Genomic DNA, 20628 nt, shown 5'->3' with positions numbered 1-20628 from the left:
CGAGGGTTTCAAGTGCTTGCCTTTCGCAGCGCAGCATCCTAGGCAGGCCGCGAGGCTTACCCCGGGGCAAGAGCCCTGAGGCGAAACCAGGCTGAGGAGCGAGCATGACCAAGTGGGTCTACACCTTTGGCGACGGAGCGGCCGAGGGCCGCGCCGGAGATAAAAATCTGCTGGGCGGCAAGGGAGCCAATCTGGCCGAGATGTGCAGCCTGGGCCTGCCGGTGCCGCCGGGTTTTACGATCACCACCGAAGCCTGCAATCACTATTATGCCAATGGTCGTGCCTATCCCGACACCCTGGAGGGCGATGTCGACGAGGCGCTTGGGCACATCGGCCGGATCACCGGCCGCAGCTTTGGCGATCCCAAAAAACTGCTTCTTGTGTCGGTGCGTTCCGGCGCTCGTGCATCGATGCCGGGCATGATGGACACAGTTCTCAACCTCGGGCTCAACGACGAGACGGTCGAGGCATTGGCGAGCGATTCCGGCGATGCGCGGTTTGCCTATGACAGCTACCGTCGTTTCATCCAGATGTACTCCGATGTCGTGATGGGGCTCGATCACGAGGTCTTCGAGGAAATCCTGGAGGATCAGAAGGCAAGCCTCGGCTACGAACTCGATACGGAGCTTTCTGCCATCGAATGGCAGGGCGTCATTGCGCTCTACAAGGCCAAGGTTGAGGAGGAGTTGGGCAAGCCATTTCCCCAGGACCCGCGTGAGCAGCTCTGGGGTGCCATCGGCGCGGTCTTTTCCAGCTGGATGAACGCGCGCGCCATCACTTACCGCCGCCTGCACGACATCCCGGAAGCCTGGGGGACGGCCGTCAACGTCCAGGCCATGGTGTTCGGCAACATGGGCGAGACTTCTGCCACCGGCGTCGCCTTCACCCGAAATCCCTCGACCGGCGAGAAGCTGCTCTACGGCGAGTTTCTGGTGAACGCGCAGGGCGAGGACGTCGTGGCCGGCATCCGCACGCCGCAGAACATCACTGAGGCCGCCCGCATCGCCGCCGGCTCCGACAAGCCTTCACTGCAGAAGCTGATGCCAGAGGCCTTCGCCAACTTTGTCGCGATTTCGGACAAGCTTGAAAAGCACTACCGCGACATGCAGGACCTCGAATTCACCATCGAGCGCGGCAAATTGTGGATGCTGCAGACCCGATCCGGAAAGCGCACGGCCAAGGCTGCGCTGAAGATCGCGGTCGACATGGCCCATGAAGGCCTGGTCACCAAGGAGCAGGCGGTGGCTCGTATCGACCCGTCCTCGCTCGACCAACTCCTGCATCCGACCATCGATCCGCGCGCCGAGCGCAACGTCATCGGCGTCGGCCTGCCGGCATCGCCTGGTGCCGCCACGGGCGAGATCGTGTTCTCGTCGGATGACGCCGAGGAGCTGAAGTCACAGGGCCGCAAGGCGATACTGGTGCGCGTGGAAACCTCGCCGGAAGACATTCACGGCATGCACGCTTCCGAAGGCATCCTGACCACGCGCGGCGGCATGACCAGCCACGCCGCAGTGGTCGCGCGCGGCATGGGCAAGCCATGCGTTTCGGGCGCCGGTTCGCTGCGAGTCGACCACAAGGCAGGCGTACTGATTGCGCTCGGCGCCACTTTCAAGAAGGGCGACGTCATCACCATCGATGGCGGCAACGGCCAGGTGCTGAAGGGTTCCGTGCCGATGCTGCAGCCCGAGTTGTCGGGCGACTTCGCCGCCATCATGGAATGGGCCGATGGTGCGCGTCGCATGAAAGTGCGCACCAATGCCGAGACACCGGCTGACGCACGCATGGCCCGCTCCTTCGGTGCCGAAGGCATCGGGCTCTGCCGTACCGAGCACATGTTCTTCGACGGCGCCCGCATCGTTGCCATGCGCGAGATGATCCTGGCCGATACCGAGAAGGATCGTCGCTCAGCGCTTGCCAAGCTTCTGCCGATGCAGCGCTCGGATTTCCTGGAACTGTTCGAGATCATGGCAGGTCTGCCGGTGACCATCCGCCTGCTCGACCCGCCGCTGCATGAATTCCTGCCCAAGACGGAGGAGGAGGTGGCCGAGGTCGCCGCTGCCATGAATGTCTCGGCCGACAAACTGCGTCAGCGCACAGAGGCCCTGCACGAATTCAACCCGATGCTTGGACATCGCGGCTGCCGCCTGGCGGTCTCGTATCCGGAAATCGCCGAGATGCAGGCACGTGCCATCTTCGAGGCGGCAGTCGAGGCCGGTCGCAAGGCTGGCGCGCTAGTGGTGCCGGAAATCATGGTGCCGCTGGTCGGCATCGTGAAGGAACTCGATTACGTGAAGGCGCGCATCGACCAGGTCGCCAAGGCCGTGATGGACGAGACCGGCGTCAAGATCGACTATCTCACCGGTACCATGATCGAGCTGCCGCGGGCAGCCATCCGCGCCCATGTCATTGCGGAGACGGCGGAATTCTTCTCCTTCGGCACCAATGACCTGACGCAGACCACCTTCGGCATTTCGCGCGACGATGCGGCTTCCTTCCTGGAGACCTATCGCCAGAAAGGCATCATCGAGCAGGATCCGTTCGTGTCGCTTGATCGCGATGGCGTTGGCGAACTGGTGCGCATGGCTGCCGAAAAGGGGAGGGGTACGCGTCCGTCCATCAAGCTCGGCATCTGCGGCGAGCACGGTGGGGACCCGGCTTCGATCAGCTTCTGCGAGGAAGTGGGACTGGATTATGTTTCCTGTTCGCCCTTCCGCGTGCCGATCGCTCGCCTTGCCGCCGCGCAGGCTGCGGTCGCGAAGTAGGTGAACATCCGGCGATCTTGCGCGTTGCGTCGCAAGATCGCCGTTTTCGCCAGCCACAGGGCGGCGGGAACGAATTCCTTGGAAATTGCAATGCGTATCCTTGCCACCGCTGCCTTGACAGCGACGCTGCTGACCGGTCCGGCCCTTGCCGGGCCGTCGGAACGTCTTGTCGAGCCGACGTTGCGCATAACGCCAGGCGGCAAAGTGGCACCGCGCGTCGCGCTGACCTTCGATGCCTGCATGGGCAAGACCGACCGCCGCATCCTGTCGGTGCTGGTCGAAAACAGCATCCCGGCAACGATCTTCGTCACCAGCCGCTGGCTGAAGCACAACAAGGAAGTGCTGGCCGAGCTGCAGGCGCATCCGGACCTGTTCGAGATCGAGGACCACGGCGCCATGCATGTGCCGGCGGTTGATCGACCGACCCGTATCTTCGGTATTGCCGCCGCGGGTTCGCCCGAGGCGGTCGACAAGGAGGTTCGAGGCGGGGCTGAAGCCATCGAAGCGGCCGGTGCGACGGCACCGCGCTGGTTTCGCGGGGCAACGGCACGCTACAGCAAAAGTGCCATCGAGCAGATCCGCAAGCTTGGTTTGCGGGTCGCCGGCTACTCCGTCAACGGGGATGGCGGCTCGCTGCTTGGTGCCGCAACCACCGAAAGGCGCATCGCGGCTGCCCGTGATGGCGATGTGGTGATCGCCCACATCAACCAGCCGACGCATGCGGCTGGCGAGGGCGTCGCCAAGGGTATCCTTGCCCTCAAGGCCAAAGGCTTTTCCTTCGTGAAGCTGTCGGATGTTCCTGCCGAGGGCTCGGACGGCACGACGGTTGAGACGGTTGCCGGTTACTGAACGGTTCGCCTGCTCGCCACGGGTATGGCGCAGCCTCTCAGATCAGCCTCTGTCCGCCGTCGATATGGATGGTCTCACCGGTCATGAACTCGCTTGTCATGAGATAGAGATAAGCCGAGGCGATGTCGGCCGGATTGGCGACCTTTCCTGCCGGTAGTCGCGAGCCCATGTCTTTGAAGAAACCGGATTTGGCCTCTCCGACAAGCTCGTCCCACATCGGTGTGTCGACCCAGCCGGGCGATACGATGTTGACACGTGTCGGTGCGAGCTCCAGGGCGAGCGCCCTGGCGAAATAGCTGAACGAACCGGCAATGGCAGATACGACGGAGCCGCCGGGAACCGGTGGCCGATCCTTGTTGATTCCGGAGGTGAAAATCATGGAGCCTCGGCTTCTGAGTGTGCGTGCCGCATGTTTGGCAAGCATGACCGCACCGACCAGCTTGTTGTCGACGAAGGTGCGCACGAAATCCATGTCGGTATCGTTGATCGGATAATTCGGCGGCGGCGTCCCGGCCGTCGAGACAAGATGATCGAAAGAGCCGACTTCCCCGAACAGCCGGGTCACCTCCGCTTCCTTCGTCATGTCTGCGACAATGCCCTGCAGATTGCTGCTTGCGCCGAGTGATTGCCGTGCGGTCTGCAGCTTGTCGTTCGAACGACCGACGATCGTGACATCGGCGCCATTCTGCAGAGCTGCTGCAGCCACGCCGAGCCCGATGCCGGAGCTGCCTCCGACGATCACGATTTTCTTGCCCGCAAGCGATGCCATGAGAATCTTTGCCTTTGATTATGTTGGAGGATCACGCTTGACCGGCGTAGGCAGCTTCCAGGTCCGCGACGATGAGCTTGGTCATGCCATACATGGCCTGCCTTGCCCGATGTGCCTTTTCGCGATCCGGGTCGGTCATGAGTTTCAGCGCGATCTCCGGGATGACCTGCCAGTAGACACCGAACTTGTCCTGCAGCCAGCCGCACGGCTTTTCGGAGCCGCCACCGGCGATGAGCGCATGGTAGTAGTAGTAGTCGGTCTCTTCCTGATCCCTGGTTTCGATATAGAGCGAAAGCCGTTCATTGAAGGGTGGCATCGATCCTGCGTCGAGCGCCGTCAGCTTCAGCCCTTCGAGTTCGAAGTCGAAGACCGCATGTGGAACGCCTGCGCCTGCCTTGGAAAAACCGTCGGTGAATTCCCGGGTTCCGAGAGCCTTCGCGTCCTTGAAAACCGACAGGTAGAAGTCCCGTGCTTCTGCCGAATTTCCGTTGAACCATAAGAAGGGATGAATGGTCGCCATGCTGATCCCATGAACCTTGATCACAAATTGGTTGTCATTTTTGCTAGCAATGGCTTGACGGACAAACCATTAGTTGGCACCAATTTGTGAATTTTACTCACAGATAGTCGATGGCTCGCAAGCTTCCGCCACTCAACGCCTTACCGAGTTTCGAGGCCGCCGCACGGCACCTGAGCTTCTCCAGGGCCGCGGAAGAGCTCAATGTCACGCATGGTGCCGTCAGCAGGGCAGTCAAGAACCTTGAAGATCAGCTCGGCGTCCAGCTCTTCGAGCGCGCCACGAGGTCCGTGCGTCTCACTGCCGTCGGCGAACCTTATGCGCGCGCCGTCCGCGACGTGCTCGATCAATTGGCGATAGCCACGGCTTCCGCAACGAGCCGCCACTCGAACACGACGCTGAATGTCAGCACGTCTGACGGTTTCGCCGGCAAATGGTTGGTGCCGAGGCTGTATCGCTTCCATCGCGCTCACGGCGATATCGACGTCCGGGTATCGACGACCGGGAAACTGACCAATTTCCGCGGCGATGGCATCGATATCGCCATACGCTATGGCAGCGGTGACTATCCCGGACTGACATCGGAATTCCTGGCTGGCGAGGAGGTCTTCCCCGTCTGCAGTCCAAAGCTGCTGGAAGGCGCGTATCCACTGCGTGAACCTGAGGATCTAAGGCACCACACGCTGATCCATGATGGTTATCCGATCGACTGGGCGGCCTGGCTTGCCAGTGCGCGCGTGGAAGGCGTTGATCCCCGCAGTGGATTGACCTTCGATTCCGCCAGTTTCGCCGTCGAGTCCGCCGTGCAGGGTGAGGGGGTCGTGCTCGGCCGCACCATGCTTGTCGCCGCCGATCTGGCCAGCGGCAGGCTGGTTCGTCCTTTCGCGCGCGCGCTGAAGTCTCTCTCCAGCTTCTACGTCGTTTATCTTCCTGATGCCATTCGTCAGCGCAAGGTACGGGCTTTTCGGGACTGGCTCCTCTCGGAAATCCAACCAGTCGAGACTTGAAAAACCACCTCCGGCAGCTGCTGGCTAGGCTGGGATCGTTTCGATCTCGACCCGATCAGGGTAAAACGCGCCATGATCCTTGATGACGAGCATCTCGTCATAGGGCGCCTGATAGGCCCACATCACGTCCTTGCGGGTTTCACCGCCTGCATGGACGCTCCAGTAGCTGGCGTCGCCTTTGAAGGGGCAGTGGGTCGAACTGTCGCTTGGCAACAGCGCTTCGAACCGGATGTCGGCGAACGGTACATAAAGCACTGGCCTATAGCTTGCTTCCTGCAGCAGCTGGGCACGGCCGGAGCTCGCGATCACCTCGCGGCCGAAACTGACGGTGACCGTGCCATCAAACGGTCTGACGGTGATGGTGTGAGCCGGATCGCGCATGAAACCGGGAGCAGGGTTGGTTCTCTGGTCCATCGGGGATCTCCGTTGCTGGCTCCCATATAGGGCCGGCAATGGCTATCGCCAGCAGGCTGCTGACAAAACGCGTCCCTTGGGGGATCAGGCCGCGACCTTCAGCGCATCCATCAGCCCGGCATAGGCCTCGGCAATGCGGGCGGCGGGGTTGCTGCTCTTGGAAGCGGTTTCAACCTTGAGTGAACCGCCCTTGGCCGGCAGCGAAAGCAGCAGATATTGGCGGTTCTCGCCATCGCCGACGGAGGCGGCTGCGACGTACTCGTCGGCGCCTTCATTCAGCACGCACATGCTGAAAAGAAGCTTGCCGCTGACGGCTTCGAGTGCGCCGTCGACAACGGTTGCGAATTCTTCCGTGGAGACGGCCTTGGCCACCGGGGTCAGTTCGCCGAGGCTCTCTTCAAGCGCGGTCTCAAGGGCTTCATCGTCGATCTGCGGGTCCATCGCGAACCTCATCCATCTCGCCTGCCACGTCCCGCCAATCTGAAACTATGCAGACTTTGGTCGGCTTGACAATGGTTGGTTGCAGATTCGCCGCGCGATGCGCGTACAAAGGGTCTTTCTGACCTTGCGGCAGTCTGGACTTTCTCGGCGTTCCTTACAGAATGCGGAAAAAACATAAGATGAGGAGGAACACGATGCTCGGACTGATGCAGCAATGGCCCTTGCTGTGCCACAAGATCCTGGACAATGCGGCTATCCAGCATGGCAAGCGTGAAATCGTTTCGCGCTCCTGCGAAGGGCCGATCGTGCGTTCGAACTATGCCGAACTCCGGCAGCGCTCATTGAAAGTCGCGCAGCGGCTGGCGCGCGATGGTTTCAAACTGGGCGATCGCATCGCGACGCTGGCCTGGAACACAGCTCGCCATCTCGAAGCCTGGTATGGCACGATGGGCATAGGCGCGGTGTACCACACGCTCAACCCACGCCTGTTTCCCGAACAGATCGTCTGGATCATGAACCACGCGGAAGACCGGGCGATTTTCGTAGACCTCACCTTCATGCCACTGGTTGAGAAAATCGCCGGCGCGGTACCGTCGCTGAAGAAGATCATCGTGCTGACAGACAAGGCGCATATGCCGGCAACCAGCCTGGCCAATGCCGTGCCTTATGAGGAATGGCTGGCTGAAGCCGATGGCGATTTTCAATGGGCAAGCTTCGACGAGAACACCGCCGCCGGCATGTGCTATACGTCCGGCACCACGGGTGAGCCCAAGGGCGTACTCTACAGCCATCGTTCCAATGTGCTCCACGCCATGATCGCAGCCATGCCGGATGCCATGGGCATCTCCTCGCGCGATGCCGTGCTGCCGGTGGTGCCGATGTTCCACGCCAATGCCTGGGGGCTTGGCCAGTCTGGGCCGATGATCGGGGCCAAGATGGTCATGCCCGGCGGCAAAATGGATGGCGCCTCCATCTATGAACTGCTCGACACCGAACAGGTGAGCTTCACCGCAGCGGTTCCGACCGTATGGCTGATGCTGCTGCAATATCTGGAGGAAACCGGCAAGAAACTGCCTTACCTGAAGAAGGTGGTGATCGGCGGTTCGGCATGTCCGCGCGCCATCACCCAGAAGTTCCAGGACAACTACGATGTCCAGGTCATCCATGCGTGGGGGATGACCGAAATGAGCCCGCTCGGCACGCTGGGAACACTGAAACCCGAATATGCCGGACTGACCGGCGATGCGCGGCTCGATGTTCAGCAGACCCAGGGCTTCGCGCCGTTCGGTGTCGAAATGAAGGTAACCGACGACAACGACAATGCCCACCCGTGGGACGGCAGGACATTCGGTCGCCTGAAGGTGCGTGGCCCCGCCGTGGCCAGCGCTTATTATGGCGGCGCGGGAGCCGAGCAGTTCGATGATGATGGCTGGTTCGACACAGGCGATGTCGCGCATATCGACCCCAACGGCTACATGCAGATCACCGACCGAGCCAAGGACGTCATCAAGTCCGGCGGCGAGTGGATTTCCACCATCGAACTCGAAAATCTTGCAGTCGGTCACCCCGATGTGGCAGAGGCGGCCGCGATCGGCATCCGCCACTCCAAATGGGATGAGCGGCCTTTGCTGGTGGTGGTGAAGAAGCCGGGCAAGGAACTCTCGCGAGACGACATTCTTGGTTTCATGAGCGGCAAGATCGCCAAATGGTGGATGCCGGACGATGTCGCCTTTGTTGCAGAGATTCCGCATACGGCCACAGGCAAGATCCAGAAAAGCGCGTTGCGTGCCCAGTTCCGCGACTATCGCCTGCCGACCGACTGAGCGTATGGCTTAGAACGTCGGAACCGATCTTCGGAAATCATCAAGCGCCACGCAAAGTGCCGGAGCGTTGCCACAGTGACATTCCGGCATGCGAATCCCCAGCGAAGGTGGTGCTGATCACCGCCTTTCAGCTTCATTCCGATGTCGAAACACTCTAATGCTCTGGCCGGACTAGAGCGTTTCCATTCCTGACCGAAACGCAGAAACGCTTTGGTTCTTTGTTTTTACGCAATTCTGGGCGGGAAACCGCTACACACTTTTTCCTGGAATTGCTCTGCGGAAAATCGGTGGCAATGACGGCATATCCCGAACGGCAGGTGGCAAAGGCGGCGGGCTGGTCGCGACGAACGGGGGCTTTCTCGGCAGTGCTTCTGCTCACCGCGTGGGTCGGTCACCATTACGGTCTGGTCGAGACAGGCGGTTTTCTGTGGGTGCTGGCGCTGGTGGCGCTGCTGGCCCTGTTGGCCTTGCTCTTTGCCGGTTTCGCGCTGGCAAGGTTGTGGAGCCATGGTGCGATTGGTGGCCGCGACCTTTCGGTGGGCGCACTTCTGGCAGTGCTTGTGCTGGCGCCTTACGGTGTCGCTGGGTACCGCATCGCCAGCTATCCGACATTGAGGGACATCTCGACCGATCTCGACAATCCGCCCCGGCTCGACATCAGTTCCCGCACCGTCGGCATGAATGTCCTCGCCCCGCTGACGCCGGGCGAGGAGCGCCTGCAGGCCGAGATCTACCCATCGGTGACCGGTCACCGTTACGACCTGCCATTCGACGAGACTTTGGCGGCCGTGCAGACCGTGCTTGACCGTCGCGGCTGGGCCGTCGTCGGCGAGATGCCCGGACCGCAGGAGGGACAAACCGAGGCGACGATCACAGCGCTCGCCACATCCTTCGTGCTGGATCTGCCGGCGGACGTGGCGATCCGCATCACCACCGATGGCGAAACAACATTGGTCGATATGCGCTCCGCCTCGCGCTATGGCCGCCATGATCTGGGCGACAATGCCGAGCGGATCGTCGCATTTCTCGCCGAACTCGACCAGGAGGTTTCTGCACAGATCGGGACGACGGCTGCGCAATAGCTTATTGCTGGGCAACGATGGGCCGTTGCTCAGCGCGAACTTCTGTCTGATCAGGCTGCCGGCCGGAACACGCCGTCGATCGAGACCTCGCCATCACTGGTTGCCAGCCCCCTTGCGACCAGGTCTTCCAGATGCGCCAGAACCGAAAGCCCCGCAGCGCCATGCAGTCTCGGGTCTGTCTCGCGATAGATCGCCTCGACGATCGCCTTTATGCTGCGATCCCCGAGTTTCAGCCGTTCAAGCACGGCGCGCTCGCGCATCTTGCGGTGGGCCTTCAGCCCGCGCATGAAGGTTTTCGGCGCGGTCACCGGACCACCGTGGCCAGGCAGCAAGACGCGATCCTCACGTTCCAGCAGCCGGTCGAGTGAGCGCATGTAGTCCGCCATGGCGCCGTCGGGCGGCGCCACGATGCTCGTGGCCCAGGCCATGACATGGTCGGCGGAGAACAGAATGCCGCTGCCTTCCAGGGCGAAGGCGGCATGATTGGCGGTGTGGCCGGGTGTCAGCACCGTGCGGATCGACCAGCCATCGCCCGTGGTCAGGGAATTGTCAGGCAGGACAATGTCCGGTCGGAATTCGGTGTCGGCGCTGGCGTCGAGCGGATTGGTTTCGCCGATCCGGAGCTGTCGGGCAGGGCGGTGTGGCCCCTCGGCCAGAACCGTCGCGCCCGTCGCTGCTTTCAGTCTGACGGCGAGTGGCGAGTGATCGCGATGTGTGTGACTGACGAAGATATGGCTGACCGGCCGCCCGGCAATGGCTTCGACCAACGTGTTGAAATGCGCGTCGTTTTCAGGTCCCGGGTCGATCACCGCCAGCGTATCGCGACCGATGATGTAGGAATTGGTGCCGTGGAAGGTGAACGGGCTGGGATTTTGCGCCGTGATGCGCAGGACGCCCGGTGCAAGCTCTACAGCCGAGCCATAGCTCGGATCAAATCGGGCGTCGAATTTCAATGTCATGCGAGGCAAGGCTCCAGTGTAGGTACGACGATAGCGGCTGCCGTCGAGCATGGACAACTGACAAAACCGCGATGCGATTTTGGCCAGCTGCCTCCGTTCGGCCGGGTGTCAATTGGCCTTCCTTGGCAAGCTCTGCTCCAGCGTCCGCGTTTACCCTCGGATTCGGTTCAATTCTCATCTCAAAGACATTTTCCTGGAAACATCCAAATGATCCGCAATTTTCTTGAGCCCGCGCCGAATCTGGATGGTAAGTCGATACTCATCACCGGCGGGACAGGCTCCTTCGGCAAGGCTTTTGTACGTACGGTTCTGCAGCGTTACAAACCTGCTCGTCTTGTCATCTTCTCGCGCGATGAGTTGAAACAATACGAGATGAACCAGGAGCTCAGCGATCAAGAGCATCCCTGTCTGCGCTATTTTATTGGTGACGTTCGAGACCAGGCTCGACTGGAAATGGCCATGGCAGGAATCGAGTATGTCGTCCACGCCGCAGCTCTCAAGCATGTGCCGATCGCCGAATACAATCCATTCGAATGCGTCCAGACGAATATCATTGGCGCAGAGAACGTCGTGCGCGCTGCCCTGAACAAAGGGGTCAGGAAGATAGTGGCGCTGTCTACTGACAAGGCTGCCAACCCGATCAATCTCTACGGCGCTTCAAAGCTTGCCTCGGACAAGATCTTCATCGCCGCAAACAACATTGCCGGTGCGTCGGGTCTCCGGAGCTCGGTTGTCCGCTACGGCAATGTCATGGGCTCGCGCGGTAGCGTGTTGCCGTTTTTCCGCAAACTGGTTGCAAACAAGGTCGATCGTATCCCGATCACGCATCCTGAAATGACCCGTTTCTGGATTACGCTCGAGCAAGGCATCAACATGGTGCTGTCGTCATTTGACCTGATGAATGGCGGCGAGATTTTTGTGCCGAAAATTCCATCGATGAAAGTGGTCGATCTCGCCAATGCTATCGCGCCCGGTATTCCGCATGAAATCGTGGGCATCCGCCCGGGCGAGAAGCTGCATGAGGTCATGGTGACCGGCGACGATGCTCGCATGACGGTGGACCTCGGCGACCGCTACGCGATCTTGCCCGCCTTCCGTTTCTGGACAAAGGATGAAGACGTCGCGGGCGATCTGACGCGGGTCCCCAGCAATTTCAACTATTCGAGCGATATCAATGACGAATGGTTGGACGAGAGCGGTTTCAATGAATTGGTGGCGCGCACCGGCATTTGAGGTCCGTCATGTCCGAGAGTTTTTTACCCTACGGTCGACACTGGGTCGATGAAGACGATATCGCTGCGGTTGCAGCATGCCTGCGTGGGGACTGGTTGACCACTGGTCCCGCGGTCGAGGCATTCGAAGCTGCATTCGCAGAGGTCGTTGGTGCCCGCTATGCTGTCGTCGTCTCCAATGGAACGGTGGCACTGCATCTGGCCGCGCTGGCAGCACAAGTCGGTGCGAATGATATCGGTCTTGCGCCGACCATGTCGTTTTTGGCTTCCGCCAACGGCATGCGCTACACAGGTGCCGAAATCGCCTTTGCCGATGCAGATCCGGATACCGGCCTGGTAACGCCGGACACTTTTCAGGCTGCCATAAAACGTGCCGCAGGGCCGGTGAAGATGGCAGTTGTGGTGCATCTCAATGGCAACCCGGTGGACATGCCGGAAATTGCGCGCATTGCCAGCGAACATGACATCGTTCTGGTGGAAGATGCCTGCCATGCTTTGGGATCAACCTATCGCAACGAGACTGGCGCCGCGGTTAAGGTTGGCTCATGCCAGCATTCCGCGATGACCGTCTTCTCGCTGCACCCGGTGAAAACGATCACGATGGGTGAGGGCGGCGTTATTGCGACGAACAATCCGGTTCTTCACGAACGACTGAAGCTCTTGCGCTCGCACGGGATGGTAAGAGGGGCCGAGAAAATCGTGAACCGCGATCTGGCGTTTGCACGTTCAGGTGATGCCAATCCCTGGTACTACGAGATGCAGGAATTGGGCTTCAATTTTAGGGCGCCGGATTTTGCCTGCGTTCTCGCCCATTCGCAGCTCAAGAAGCTGTCGATGTTTGCAGAGCGGCGCACGCAACTGAAGGAAATCTACGATCGGCATTTCGGCGACGTTGGTGAACTTGTAAAACCACTTCGGATTGAAACTTCTGCAGAACCAGTGCTTCATCTCTATCCGCTGCTCATCGATTTCACTGCACTCGGCAAGGAGCGGGCGCGCGTGATGGCTGATCTGCGGGAGTTAGGGATAGGCACACAGGTTCACTATATCCCGATCCATCGCCAACCCTACTACGTCGAGCACTCGGGCGCGGTCGATCTGCCGGGAGCCGATTCATACTACGCAAAGGCCCTTTCCATTCCCTACTATCCACTGATGACCGACCAGGACGCGGAACGGGTCGTCAGGGCACTCAGGAGCGTCCTCGGTATCAACAGCTAGCGGGAACGGCGCTCTCATGCTTTCTGGTCCCGCGCGTCTTGGTATCGGCACCGTTCAGTTTGGGCTTGCTTATGGGGTCACCAATCAGGCCGGCAAAGTGGGGGTAGACGAGGCGAGTTCGATCCTTCGCTTTGCACGTCAGAATGACGTACGCACCGTCGATACGGCCGCCCTCTACGGCGACAGTGAGGCTACGATCGGTCAGGCGGCTGCTGGAGCTGCTTTCGATATCGTGACCAAAACCGTCAAGGTAGGCAGCGAAACAAGCCCAGACGCGGCTGTCGAGGCCATCATTTCGTGCTTCGAGCGATCTATCCGTAATCTCCAGGTCAGCCACGTCGATGCCCTGATGGTTCATGATGCGGCTGACCTGCTCGGTCGCTACAGCGACAGGGTGTGGCGCTGTCTGCAGGACATCAAGGCATCGGGATTGGTCCGCAAGATTGGCGCTTCCGTCTATTCCGGCAACGACATCGACGAGCTGCTGGCACGGTACGACATCGATATCGTCCAGCTTCCCATCAATGCCCTCGATCTGCGCCTGGCTGATGAAGGCCAGCTCGGCAGCCTGGCGGCGCGCAAGGTCGAGATCCACGCCCGTTCGATATTTCTCCAGGGATTGCTTTTGTTGCCGCCAGAGCAGCTGCCATCGAAGTTCGCGGCTCTTGCACCATCCCTGATCCAGATGCGGCAAGCCTTCGCTGACGCTCATCTGACTGTCATGGAAGGGCTCTTCGCTTCTGTCTTTCGACATCCGATGATCGATCGTGTGATCGTCGGGGCGGCGAGCCTTCGTGAATTCGAGGAAATCGTCTCAACGGCGAACCTATTGCGCACTCGACAAATCGATCATGCCTCCTGGCGTTGGCCGATTTCCGATCCACGCCTGTTAAACCCAGCGTTGTGGAGCGCGTTGTAAACGGGTCTTACGTCTTACGTGGACGGCCCGCGCTTCTGAGCAACGGGCGCGTTTCGCGCTACCTCACCCGGAACAGCGGCACCAGCGGTTCGCAGTGAAGATACTGCCGGATGGCCTTGTTTTCCACGGCATCGCGCAGAATTGGAAATATCTCGTCATAGGCACTGAGCAGCTTTTCAACATCCGCGTCGCTGTGCGCGAAGCTGACGTTGTGTGTTCCGACCGAAATGATGCCCCGAGCCAGGATTTCCTGCATCCAGAGGGTTTTGATTTCAAAGGAAGTGCTGCCATGGGCATCTGAGATGGTCAGGAACGACCATGTCGGATGCCCGGCGAAGCCAAGGAAGCTTTCACAGCCATGCTTGGCGATCAAGGCTTTGACGCCATCTGCGACCTTGCCGCCTGTGGTGTTGAGTTTCTCGATCACGTTATGGCTGCGGATCTTCCTCAAGCTGGCTTGGGCTGCCGCCAGCGACATCGCTTCTCCACCCATGGTGAAGGAAAAGAAGATTTCGGAAAACTCGGCCATGATGTCGGCACGACCGGCCACCGCAGAAAGAGGATAGCCATTGGCCAGTCCCTTGCCGAAGCAGGAAAGATCGGGCTTCACGCCGAAAAGCTGCTGGGCGCCACCCTCGGCATATCGAAAACCGGTTATGGTTTCGTCGAAGATCGCAAGTGCGCCATGGCTGTGAGCGAGGTCGATCACTCCCTGCAGGTAGCCCTCTTTCGGGAAGGTGGTATTCATCGGTTCGAGAATGACCGCTGCAAACTCATCGGGGTGGGATGACAGGACTTTGTCGAGCGCTTCCAGGTCATTGTACGGGAAGACATGGGAGAGCTCGCGGGTTGCCTTCGGGACCCCTTTGTTGCGGGCAGTCGAGCCGATGTACCAGTCCTGCCAGCCGTGGTAGCCGCACATGGCGACACGTTCTCGACCTGTGAAGGCTCTCGCCGCCCTGATGGCCCCAGAGGTGGCGTCGGATCCGTTCTTGCCGAAGCGTACCATTTCAGCCGACGGCACCATCTCGACGATGAGTTCTGCCACCGCCGCTTCGAGTGGATGTGCCAAAGGGAAAGAGATGCCATCCTTGAGCTGCTCCATGACGGCGGCATTCACATCCGCATCGGCATGACCAAGCGTCACCGAGCACAGGCCATTGTTGAAATCGGTATAGGCATTGCCGTCAACATCCCAGACAACGGAGCCGCTGCCTCGCTGGATGAAGAAGGGCGAGACACCGCGCGGATACTGCGTGAGGCTCTTTGAAAATGTCTGCGAACCAAGCGGAATGATCTTCAACGCCTCGTCCAGCATCTCTTCTGAAGTCCGATAGCGGCCGCCGCCTGCATGGAGAGAGATCATTTCCTGCCTCGGGCTGGACTTGGACATCGCGACTTCAATCCTTGATGTATTCAACTGTATGGCCGGCTTTCATTGCCGCTTTTGCCGAAGCTTCGTTGCTTCGTTTTATCCTTGCACGTTTCGGGCCGAAGTGATGTCGTGCCAACATGAGCATGCGGGTGGCCGCACCTTTGCCTCGAAAATTCAGGTCGATGGAATAGCTGATCTGGTCGTCGTCGATACGCACCATGCCCCGTGCGCTGCCGTTATCCTCGCAGATGTATAGCCCGGGCTCCGGCCGGGCCAATCTGGCGGACAGCCATTGCAGGTGGGCTTCCCAGGTGACGGGTTCCGTACTGACCGACATCGCTCGGGTAAGCGGCTCATTTCGCCAGTCGAACAACAGTCGCGCATCTTCGGCAGTCGCGGGGCGCAGCTTCATTCGCCTTTGAACCCTTCGTTTCGCACGAAACCGGAGTTCAGGGCTGCGAGCGACGGATTCGCCTCCAGATAGGCAAGCACGTCACCGCTGTCGAAGGCGGACTTTGCCGGGTAGAGAGCCTGATAGATGGCTTCTACAAAGGTGAAATCAGCAGGTTCGTCGACTGTCCAACGCAACGCGGACAGGTCCCTTTCATTTTCATAATTTCCCAACGTGAAACGATCCGATTGGCGATGGAGAAACGGCATCACATGTTCCCGGTCGGATCTCGTTGTCGCCTCCCTCCAGGCGATTTGAAGGGCTTCGAAAGTCGCGACCTCGACATCCAGTCCATCGGGAAATGTCGGTCGAATTGAGTTGGAGGCGTAGTCGTAGTTGCCGTCGACAGCGAAGCGGGTGACGGCATCGATGATGCCGGGATCGGTGAGCGGGCAGTCACCGGTTAGCCGCACGACGTGAGAAGGCGCGAATGGTTCGGACGCACGATAGAAGCGGTCTAGGACGTCGTCCAGATCACCACGATAGACCACGATGCCAGCGTTTTGACCTATATGCGCCACGGCATCGTCTTCCGGATTGCGGCTGGTCGCCAATACCACCCGAGCAGGTACTTTTGCGCGTTGGATGCGCTCGATTTGATGAAGCAGCATTGGCTTGCCGAGGATAGGCTTCAGCACCTTGCCTGGAAGCCGGCTCGAAGATGCCCTTGCTTGCAACACCACTATGATCATCAGTGCATCCGGTCAGCGCTGTAAGATTGCCCGATCTGTTACGCCTCTATAGTAAATGGAGCGGCACTATCCATGCATTATCAAGACCTTTGCGTCTGATCACACACAATTTTGAGGCTCAGCTGAGGGGCGTTTGATGCGGGCGGTGATCCGGTGCGACGCGGGGACGATCATCGGTGGGGGACATGTCGTACGCTGCGCTGCGCTGGGCGCGGCGTTAAGACGAAATGGCTTCGACGTCGCCTTTGCCGTGTCCGACGAGACCGTGAAGAGCATCCCGCAGTTGCTCGTCGATTTTCCTGATGTTTTGCAAGGCATGGTCGGCACCGAAGCTGACGCCGCGCGGATGATGGCGCATTGGTCTTCCGGTGTTGAGCTTGCTGTTGTGGATCACTACGGCCTTGGTGAAGGATTTGAGAGGTCACTGGCAGGTTGGGCCAAGAAGGTGCTGGTCATCGACGATGCACCGTCGCGGCATCACGCTTGTACCCACTTGGTCGACATGACCTTTCGACGGCGGCCAGAAGAGTACGACCAGCAGGTCGCTTCAGGCACGATCCTGCTTTGCGGTAGCAATTACGCGATGCTGCGCGACGCTTTCCAAAAAGAACGGCACGCGGCACTTGAACAAAAGCCGGATGCGGTACGACATATTTTGATCTCGCTGGGCTTGAGCGACAACTTGAATGCTACCGAGGTCGTACTGAAGGGGATCCTTGAAGCTGGTGGGATGTATGAGGTCGACTGCGTTCTCGGCGAGGCCGCGCCTCACCTCGACGCCGTCAAGACCGCCATTTCGGCTGCCGGCGGTCTATGGAACCTGCATGTTGGCGCCGACGCTGAAGCGATGGCGAAGCTGACAGCCGCGGCCGATTTGGTCGTGGGCGCACCCGGCAGTGCCAGCTACGAACGCTGCTGTGTCGGCCGGCCCACTCTCCTGCTCATCGTCGCTGACAATCAGATGCACAATGCGGCGGCGTTGGAGGAAGCTGGTGCGGCAATCGGGATTGGAAGGCTCTCGGCCGACACAGTCAGCCGTGTTGCTGGCGCTATCCGCATGTTGGCACGAAACACCACCAAACTCCATGCGATGCATCTTGCGGCTTCCGCGGTATGCGACGGGACCGGCGCTGACCGCGTTGTGCAGGCATTGCTGAGTTCGCGAGAGTAGAATCCGGCGCAGGCTCCTGTCGCCGCAAGCGCAAGAGAATGCCCGGCCGCGTCGCTTGACAGGTTCAATGAAGTTCACGAGATGACGTGTCGACTTCGTCTCTCAAGTGCCGCGACCCGTCTGGACCTGTCGCGGCCGGCGCAGACACGAAACTGGGCTGTCGGAATGGGGAGGCGTTGTGAAAATCGGCAATCGTGAAATCGGTCTGGGCCATCGTCCTTATTTGATCGCCGAGATGTCCGGTAACCATAATCAGTCGCTCGACCGAGCGTTGGAAATTGTGGACGCTGCGGCCCGTTCCGGCGCTGATGCCATCAAGCTGCAAACCTACACGGCCGACACGATGACCTTGAACATCCGTGCACCAGGCTTCGTGATCGACGACAAGGAAAGTCTATGGGCAGGCCGGCAACTGTACGAGCTGTACCAGGAAGCGCATACTCCTTGGGAGTGGCACAAACCGATCATGGAACGTGCGGCCAGCCATGGCATTCACTGCTTCTCGACGCCCTTCGATGATACCGCCACAGATTTCCTTAGCTCGCTCGATGTCTACGCTTTCAAGATTGCGTCCTTCGAATGCACGGATCTGCCTCTGATCCGGAAAGTGGCTGCGGCTGGCAAACCAATGATCATTTCCACCGGCATGGCAACGCTGGCCGAGATCGACGACGCCGTTCGTACTGCGCGGCAAGCCGGGTGTGAGGATATCGTGCTGTTGAAATGCACAAGCACTTATCCCGCGACCCCGCAAAATACCAACGTGCTCACAATTCCGCATTTGCGTGAGGCGTTTCCAGGTTGCGAAGTTGGTCTTTCCGACCACACGATGGGCTGCGGGGCTGCAGCTGCGGCCGTGGCGCATGGGGCAGTGCTCATCGAAAAGCACTTCACGCTCCGCAGAAGCGATGGTGGCGTCGATTCGAGTTTTTCGCTCGAGCCGGAAGAGTTCCTGCAACTGCGTGTCGAAACCGAGCGGGCATGGCAATCTCTGGGTGTCGTCAGATATGGCATGCAGCCGGCAGAAGAGAAGTCGACGGCGTTCCGGCGTTCACTCTACATTTCGCGCGATGTGAGGGCCGGCGACGTGCTTTCCGCCGAAAATGTCCGCATCATCCGTCCAGGTTTCGGATTGCCGCCGAAGTTCTATGATGTCGTGATCGGTAAACGTGTGGCCAGGGATGCGCCGGTCGGTACGCCAGTGAGCTGGGAGCTCATCGGCTGATCCTGCGTCAATGCTGGCGACCTCGGGATTGCGGCGTCGATGTGCTGGAGCCTGGACGATGTCCGTTGTCGCCGCCAGGCCGTATTCCAGATACCCTTTTGGCCCTCTCGCTATCCCACGGTGTCGAGGGTGGTACCGCAATACAGCGAGAATCGAGGGGCGCTGCGCCTGATACCATTCCCTTCCCGCGCAGGCCGGATACCATTCTAAACGCCTGTTCGTGCTCCCGCATTCGCTGGTGGGGAAAACAAGTTGGCGGAGTCGCCTCTGCCGACAGCGTAGTATAGCAGCCCTTGCCTGCGGAGTTCGGCAGGGTCGTAGAGATTGCGTCCGTCTACGATGACAGGCGCTTTCAGTTGTGACTTCAACCAACTGAAGTCGACAACGCGAAACTGTTTCCATTCGGTGCAGATCACGAGTGCGTCGGCATCGGCCACGGCATCTTCCTGTCGCTCCACCAGCGTAAAATCGGCTCGATGTCCATAGAGCCCTTCGGCAACAGTTCCGGCTTCGGGATCGTATGCCTTTACCTTCGCGCCGGCGTTCCAGAGCGCTTCCATCAGGAAGCGGCTGGGGGCCTCGCGCATGTCATCGGTGTTGGGCTTGAAGGCCAGTCCCCAAACCGCGATGGTTCTGCCGGCCAGGTCGCCATCGAATATGCGTGCGAGTTTACCGTACAGCACATTTCGTTGGTATTTGTTGGTTGTCTCGACCGCCTTGATCAAAGCGGCGTCGTAGCCGACTTCCTCGGCACTATGCGACAGCGCACGAACATCCTTGGGAAAGCAGGAACCGCCATATCCGCAGCCTGGGTAGATAAAATGATACCCGATGCGCGGATCCGAGCCGATACCGAGTCGTATTTGTTCGATATCCGCCCCCAGGCGTTCGGCAAGGTTGGCGATCTCGTTCATGAAGCTGATCTTTGTCGCCAGCATCGCGTTGGCGGCGTATTTCGTCAGCTCCGCTGATCGCACGTCCATGAAGATGAGCTTGTCATGGTTGCGGTTGTACGGTGCATAGACCGCCCGCATGATCTTACGCGCCCGTTCGGAATCCGTGCCCACCACGGTGCGGGCAGCCTTGGTGAAGTCCTCGATTGCACTGCCTTCCTTGAGGAATTCAGGATTGGAGCAGACGTCGAATGGCAGCTCTAATCCGCGTGCGGACAATCTGGCCGATATCGTGGCCGCCACTTTGTCAGCGGTGCCAACCGGAACAGTCGACTTGTCCACCACGACGGCATAGTCGTTTAAGTTGTCGCCAATGGTGGCAGCCACGGCCAGGACATGGCTGAGATCCGCCGAGCCGTCTTCTTCGGGCGGTGTGCCGACGGCGATGAAGATCAACTCGCTGAAGTTGATCGCAGCCTTTGCATCGGTGGAAAAGAGCAGGCGGCCTGCCGCGAAGTTGCGCTCGACGAGTTCATCGAGACCAGGTTCCGAAATCGGCACGACGCCGTTCTTGAGGCCCTCAATCTTCTCGGCATTGTTGTCGACGCAATAGACCTGATGTCCCACCTCTGCGAAGCAGGCGCCTGCGACCAAGCCAACATAGCCGGTACCGAAGACGGAGATTTTCATGTGTTCTGATCTCTAGGAGGCTTCCAACTAGCGCTACTTCTGCTCCCCTCGTGCCTGCGATAAATACCGTCCGACCCGCCATAAGCAGAGCAACCTGCTCATTCACCGATTCTCCCAGATTGGCGTGTGTTGG

Annotated in this window: 19 protein-coding genes; 10 read left to right on the top strand and 9 right to left on the bottom strand. The window is 59.7% G+C overall.

The genetic code is table 11. The annotated features are described in order from the left end of the window. Positions 1–104 precede the first annotated feature (104 nt). Both ppdK and C1M53_RS01295 read left to right on the top strand, forming a co-directional pair. A complete protein-coding gene (gene ppdK / locus C1M53_RS01300; protein ID WP_129410583.1) occupies positions 105–2765 on the top strand; it encodes a pyruvate, phosphate dikinase in 2661 nt (886 codons plus the stop codon). 90 nt (positions 2766–2855) lie between these two features. Next, positions 2856–3614 (top strand): polysaccharide deacetylase family protein, encoded by a 759-nt coding sequence (locus C1M53_RS01295; RefSeq protein ID WP_129410582.1) that lies wholly within the window; start codon positions 2856–2858, stop codon positions 3612–3614. Positions 3615–3651: 37 nt separating this feature from the next. On the opposite strand, the gene C1M53_RS01290 is transcribed toward C1M53_RS01295, so the two are convergent. Together C1M53_RS01290 and C1M53_RS01285 are read right to left on the bottom strand one after the other, a co-directional pair. Beyond that, positions 3652–4383 carry an SDR family oxidoreductase gene (locus C1M53_RS01290; RefSeq protein WP_129410581.1) on the bottom strand — a complete coding sequence of 244 codons (732 nt, stop codon included), beginning with the start codon at positions 4381–4383 and terminating at the stop codon, positions 3652–3654. 31 nt (positions 4384–4414) lie between these two features. After that, a complete protein-coding gene (locus C1M53_RS01285) occupies positions 4415–4903 on the bottom strand; it encodes a VOC family protein (protein WP_129410580.1) in 489 nt (162 codons plus the stop codon). 110 nt (positions 4904–5013) lie between these two features. Here C1M53_RS01285 and C1M53_RS01280 point away from each other — a divergent pair, with 110 nt between their 5' ends. After that, positions 5014–5907 carry a transcriptional regulator GcvA gene (locus C1M53_RS01280; RefSeq protein WP_129410579.1) on the top strand — a complete coding sequence of 298 codons (894 nt, stop codon included), beginning with the start codon at positions 5014–5016 and terminating at the stop codon, positions 5905–5907. A 24-nt stretch (positions 5908–5931) separates the two neighbouring features. On the opposite strand, the gene C1M53_RS01275 is transcribed toward C1M53_RS01280, so the two are convergent. Together C1M53_RS01275 and C1M53_RS01270 are read right to left on the bottom strand one after the other, a co-directional pair. After that, a complete protein-coding gene (locus C1M53_RS01275; RefSeq protein WP_129410578.1) occupies positions 5932–6321 on the bottom strand; it encodes a DUF427 domain-containing protein in 390 nt (129 codons plus the stop codon). 84 nt (positions 6322–6405) lie between these two features. Beyond that, positions 6406–6774, bottom strand: coding sequence for a hypothetical protein (locus C1M53_RS01270; RefSeq protein ID WP_313956076.1), 369 nt, complete (start codon positions 6772–6774; stop codon positions 6406–6408). A 182-nt stretch (positions 6775–6956) separates the two neighbouring features. Between C1M53_RS01270 and C1M53_RS01265 the strand changes: the two genes are divergently transcribed. Further along, positions 6957–8585, top strand: coding sequence for a fatty-acid--CoA ligase (locus tag C1M53_RS01265; protein WP_129410577.1), 1629 nt, complete (start codon positions 6957–6959; stop codon positions 8583–8585). A 293-nt stretch (positions 8586–8878) separates the two neighbouring features. Next, a complete protein-coding gene (locus tag C1M53_RS01260) occupies positions 8879–9667 on the top strand; it encodes a DUF1499 domain-containing protein (RefSeq protein WP_129410576.1) in 789 nt (262 codons plus the stop codon). A gap of 50 nt (positions 9668–9717) precedes the next feature. On the opposite strand, the gene C1M53_RS01255 is transcribed toward C1M53_RS01260, so the two are convergent. Further along, on the bottom strand, positions 9718–10626 hold the full coding sequence (locus C1M53_RS01255; RefSeq protein WP_129410575.1) for an MBL fold metallo-hydrolase: 909 nt from the start codon (positions 10624–10626) through the stop codon (positions 9718–9720). 207 nt (positions 10627–10833) lie between these two features. Between C1M53_RS01255 and pseB the strand changes: the two genes are divergently transcribed. The 3 genes from pseB to C1M53_RS01240 are packed head-to-tail and all read left to right on the top strand — an operon-like array spanning position 10834 to position 13998. Then, positions 10834–11859 carry a UDP-N-acetylglucosamine 4,6-dehydratase (inverting) gene (gene pseB, locus C1M53_RS01250; protein WP_129410574.1) on the top strand — a complete coding sequence of 342 codons (1026 nt, stop codon included), beginning with the start codon at positions 10834–10836 and terminating at the stop codon, positions 11857–11859. An 8-nt stretch (positions 11860–11867) separates the two neighbouring features. Next, positions 11868–13079, top strand: coding sequence for a UDP-4-amino-4,6-dideoxy-N-acetyl-beta-L-altrosamine transaminase (gene pseC / locus C1M53_RS01245; RefSeq protein WP_129410573.1), 1212 nt, complete (start codon positions 11868–11870; stop codon positions 13077–13079). A gap of 16 nt (positions 13080–13095) precedes the next feature. Beyond that, a complete protein-coding gene (locus C1M53_RS01240) occupies positions 13096–13998 on the top strand; it encodes an aldo/keto reductase (RefSeq protein WP_129410572.1) in 903 nt (300 codons plus the stop codon). 58 nt (positions 13999–14056) lie between these two features. On the opposite strand, the gene C1M53_RS01235 is transcribed toward C1M53_RS01240, so the two are convergent. The 3 genes from C1M53_RS01235 to C1M53_RS01225 form a co-directional block, all read right to left on the bottom strand. Further along, on the bottom strand, positions 14057–15316 hold the full coding sequence (locus C1M53_RS01235; protein ID WP_245488662.1) for an aminotransferase class III-fold pyridoxal phosphate-dependent enzyme: 1260 nt from the start codon (positions 15314–15316) through the stop codon (positions 14057–14059). A gap of 82 nt (positions 15317–15398) precedes the next feature. Beyond that, positions 15399–15785, bottom strand: coding sequence for a GNAT family N-acetyltransferase (locus C1M53_RS01230; RefSeq protein ID WP_129410570.1), 387 nt, complete (start codon positions 15783–15785; stop codon positions 15399–15401). Beyond that, positions 15782–16516: a glycosyltransferase family protein gene (locus C1M53_RS01225; RefSeq protein ID WP_129410569.1), complete on the bottom strand. Its 735-nt coding sequence runs from the start codon at positions 16514–16516 to the stop codon at positions 15782–15784. The genes C1M53_RS01230 and C1M53_RS01225 overlap by 4 nt, the downstream gene beginning before the upstream one ends. Before the next feature lie 136 nt (positions 16517–16652). Between C1M53_RS01225 and pseG the strand changes: the two genes are divergently transcribed. Then, positions 16653–17687 (top strand): UDP-2,4-diacetamido-2,4,6-trideoxy-beta-L-altropyranose hydrolase, encoded by a 1035-nt coding sequence (pseG, locus tag C1M53_RS01220; protein WP_129410568.1) that lies wholly within the window; start codon positions 16653–16655, stop codon positions 17685–17687. Between the two features lie 178 nt (positions 17688–17865). Continuing rightward, positions 17866–18912 carry a pseudaminic acid synthase gene (pseI, locus tag C1M53_RS01215; RefSeq protein WP_129410567.1) on the top strand — a complete coding sequence of 349 codons (1047 nt, stop codon included), beginning with the start codon at positions 17866–17868 and terminating at the stop codon, positions 18910–18912. Between the two features lie 206 nt (positions 18913–19118). Here pseI and C1M53_RS01210 read toward each other — a convergent pair whose 3' ends face one another. Further along, the gene (locus C1M53_RS01210; RefSeq protein ID WP_129410566.1) at positions 19119–20495 is read right to left on the bottom strand and encodes a UDP-glucose/GDP-mannose dehydrogenase family protein; all 1377 of its coding nucleotides are present in this window, start codon (positions 20493–20495) and stop codon (positions 19119–19121) included. Positions 20496–20628 lie beyond the last annotated feature (133 nt).

Origin of the sequence: Mesorhizobium sp. Pch-S (assembly GCF_004136315.1) — a bacterium.
Lineage (GTDB): Bacteria > Pseudomonadota > Alphaproteobacteria > Rhizobiales > Rhizobiaceae > Mesorhizobium.
The sequence above is the reverse complement of the archived record's forward strand: the minus strand, read 5'-3'. Positions and strand labels throughout refer to the sequence as shown.